Origin of the sequence: Komagataeibacter xylinus, assembly GCF_004302915.1 — a bacterium.
Classification (GTDB): Bacteria; Pseudomonadota; Alphaproteobacteria; order Acetobacterales; family Acetobacteraceae; genus Komagataeibacter; species Komagataeibacter xylinus_C.
Map to the genome: position 1 here is coordinate 1 of NZ_QQBI01000084.1, position 2,559 is coordinate 2,559.

The 2,559-nt window shown below is 63.1% G+C and carries 3 protein-coding genes; all 3 read right to left on the reverse strand.

What is annotated here, in order from left to right:
• Positions 1–30: 30 nt before the first annotated feature.
• Entirely contained in the window at positions 31–1,599 is a 1,569-nt protein-coding gene (gene tnpC, locus DV027_RS17150; protein ID WP_075594768.1) for an IS66 family transposase, read from the reverse strand.
• A 65-nt stretch (positions 1,600–1,664) separates the two neighbouring features.
• Positions 1,665–2,012 carry an IS66 family insertion sequence element accessory protein TnpB gene (tnpB, locus tag DV027_RS17155; RefSeq protein ID WP_019092242.1) on the reverse strand — a complete coding sequence of 116 codons (348 nt, stop codon included), beginning with the start codon at positions 2,010–2,012 and terminating at the stop codon, positions 1,665–1,667.
• Entirely contained in the window at positions 2,009–2,497 is a 489-nt protein-coding gene (gene tnpA, locus DV027_RS17160; RefSeq protein ID WP_061276868.1) for an IS66-like element accessory protein TnpA, read from the reverse strand. The genes tnpB and tnpA overlap by 4 nt, the downstream gene beginning before the upstream one ends.
• Positions 2,498–2,559 lie beyond the last annotated feature (62 nt).

The following is a 2,559-nucleotide window of genomic DNA, read 5'->3' on the forward strand; positions in this document are numbered from 1 at the left end:
GTAAGCATCCGGCGGGAGACGCGGGCGTATTCAGGCGGCGATGGTATTGTGGACCTGCTGGTGGGCTTTCCAGTGCCAGGGCAGGAGTTCATGGAGGCGTGGATTGGGGATGTCATTGATCCGTGCCAGGACATCAGCGAGCCATGCATGGGGATCGACATCGTTCAGGCGCGCGGTGACGATCAGGGAATACATGGCGGCGGCGCGCTCTCCGCCACGATCGGACCCGGCGAACAACCAGGCTTTCCTGCCCAGGGCGATGCCGCGCAGGGCGCGTTCTGCTGCATTGTTTGAGAGGCAGATCCGGCCGTCAGTGAGGAATCGTGTGAATGTATCGGCACGTCTGAGAAAATAGTTCATGGCGTGGGCAACGGGATTTTTTGTCGACATGCGCCGGCAACACTCCCGCATCCAGTCGAACAGATCGTCGACCAGAGGGGCTATGTCTGTTTGACGGACTGCCAGCCGATGTTCTGGGGGCGTACCGTTGATGGTGCGCTCGGCTTGGAATATGGCGTCGATCCTGCCTACTGCCTCTATGGCGAGGGGCGCCTTGTCCCTCTCGGCGATTTTGAACAGTCCCCTGCGTCCATGCGCCCAGCATCCGGCGGAGACAACCGGCGCGGGTTGGCGTCCCGGTTTCGCCAGAGTATTATAACCCGCATAGGCGTCTGACTGCAGAATGCCGGTCCAGCCGGTGAGATGGTCCGTGGGATGTTCGCCCTTGCGGTCCCGGGAATACCGGAACCAGACGGCTGGCGGTGCTGGCCCACCAAATGGACCATCATCACGCACATAATTCCACAATCGTCCGGTGACTGTCCGGCCTTTCGCCAGAACCGGCACGGTGGTGTCGTCCGCGTGCAGGCGTTGTGCCGCCAGCACATGCGCCCGGATCAGCGTAGTCAGGGGGGCCAGCGTCGCGGTGCAGGCTCCCACCCAGTCGGCCAGCGTTGATGTGTCGAGATCGATCCCTTCGCGGGCAAAGGCATCGCTCTGGCGGTTCAGCGGCAGATGCTGCAGGAACTTGTCGCACAGGATGGTCGACAGCAGCCATGGGCCGGCGCGTCCGCGCGCGATCGGATGGAAGGGGGCGGGTGGCTGGGTGATGCTCTCGCAGTCCCGGCAGGTGAACTTCTCCCGCACCGTCTGTATGACCTTGAACTGGCGCGGGATCACCTCCAGCGTCTCGGTGACGCTCTCCCCCAGTTTGCTCAGACGATCGCTGCCACAGCACGGACACTGTGTCGGTGCGGGGATGACGACCCGCTCGCGCGGCAGATCGGCACGCAGGGGCTGGCGCCCCCGGTTGCTCCTGGGTGCTGTCGCACGGACGGCGGGATCCGCCGCATTTTCGGGCGCGTCCTCGGCGAGTGTCGTCTCCAGCTCTTCCAATTCGAGTTCGAGCTGGGCCAGCAGGCGGCGCCCCCGCTCCGACGAGGCGCCGAAACGGTCCTGGCGCATCCGCGCGATAAGATGTTTGAGATGGGCAATCTGCGCTTCGGCGCTGGCCGCACGGGCTTCCGCGACCTCGGCACGCGCCTCGGCAGCGGCAAGTGCCGCGCGCAAGGCGATGATGTCGTCCGTGTCTCCCGTCATGAAGGCAGTTGATCACATGGGCGCTCAAAAGGGTACCAGTATATGCTGACCTGGCGCGGTTTTTATTATCCCGCCAGTTCAGGTCTCCATGTTTTCTGCGGATTGCGCCAGTCCACACCCTCCAGCAGACAAGTCAATTGTGACGGGGAGAGATGGATCGCTCCGTCCTTTGCCGAAGGCCACAAGAAATGCCCGCGCTCGATCCGCTTCGCATATAAGGAAAGGCCGATCCCATCGTGCCAGATCAGTTTCACCAGGTCGCCGCGTCGGCCCCTGAAGGCATAGACGTCACCCGCGAAAGGGTCACGACCCAGTGCTTCCTGGACCTTCAACGCCAGCCCGGGCATCCCCAGGCGCATATCGGTTACACCGGCCGCCAGCCATATCCTCAGCGTGGAAGGAAGCGGGATCATGATCGTAGTGCGCCCACAATCTCACGCAGACGATCAGCGGACAGCCCTGCGTCGAACTCCAGCCGCACACCGTCCGGAAAGACCAGGCTGACGGCTTGGCCGGACAGCGTTCCCTGTTCTCTCCGACGCTCCGATGGCTGCGGCTCGGGGGCCGGGGCTACCATGACAGGTATGAACGATGTCCCGCCTTTGGCCTGCGCTTTGGCCCGAGCCTCTCGCCGCCAGCGAAACACCAGACTGGGATGGATCCCATACTGTGCAGCCACCTCCCTTATGGGGCGTCGGCTCTCGTAGGACGCGATGACCACTCGCGCGCGAAATTCAGGGGCGTGCCAGCGGCGGCGATCCGAAACGATCTCGATCCGCGAGGCGTCCGCCAGCCTGTCCCGCTCATCGGTCTCTCTACCGCTCCTTTGGAGCCTCTCTGCGGTACTACCTGCGACACTCGCAGGTAGTACCGCGTCCCTATCTCTTAAATCGTTCATGCTTCATAGCTGAACCAGGCCAGAAGTATTCAGCAAGGCGTCAGTCGCCGGGAGCTTACGCT

Coding starts and splice junctions, on each gene's coding strand:
- tnpA (WP_061276868.1), bottom strand. CDS start 2,497: ATGAACGATTTAAGAGATAGGGACGCGGTACTACCTGCGAGTGTCGCA.
- tnpB (WP_019092242.1), bottom strand. CDS start 2,012: ATGATCCCGCTTCCTTCCACGCTGAGGATATGGCTGGCGGCCGGTGTA.
- tnpC (WP_075594768.1), bottom strand. CDS start 1,599: ATGACGGGAGACACGGACGACATCATCGCCTTGCGCGCGGCACTTGCC.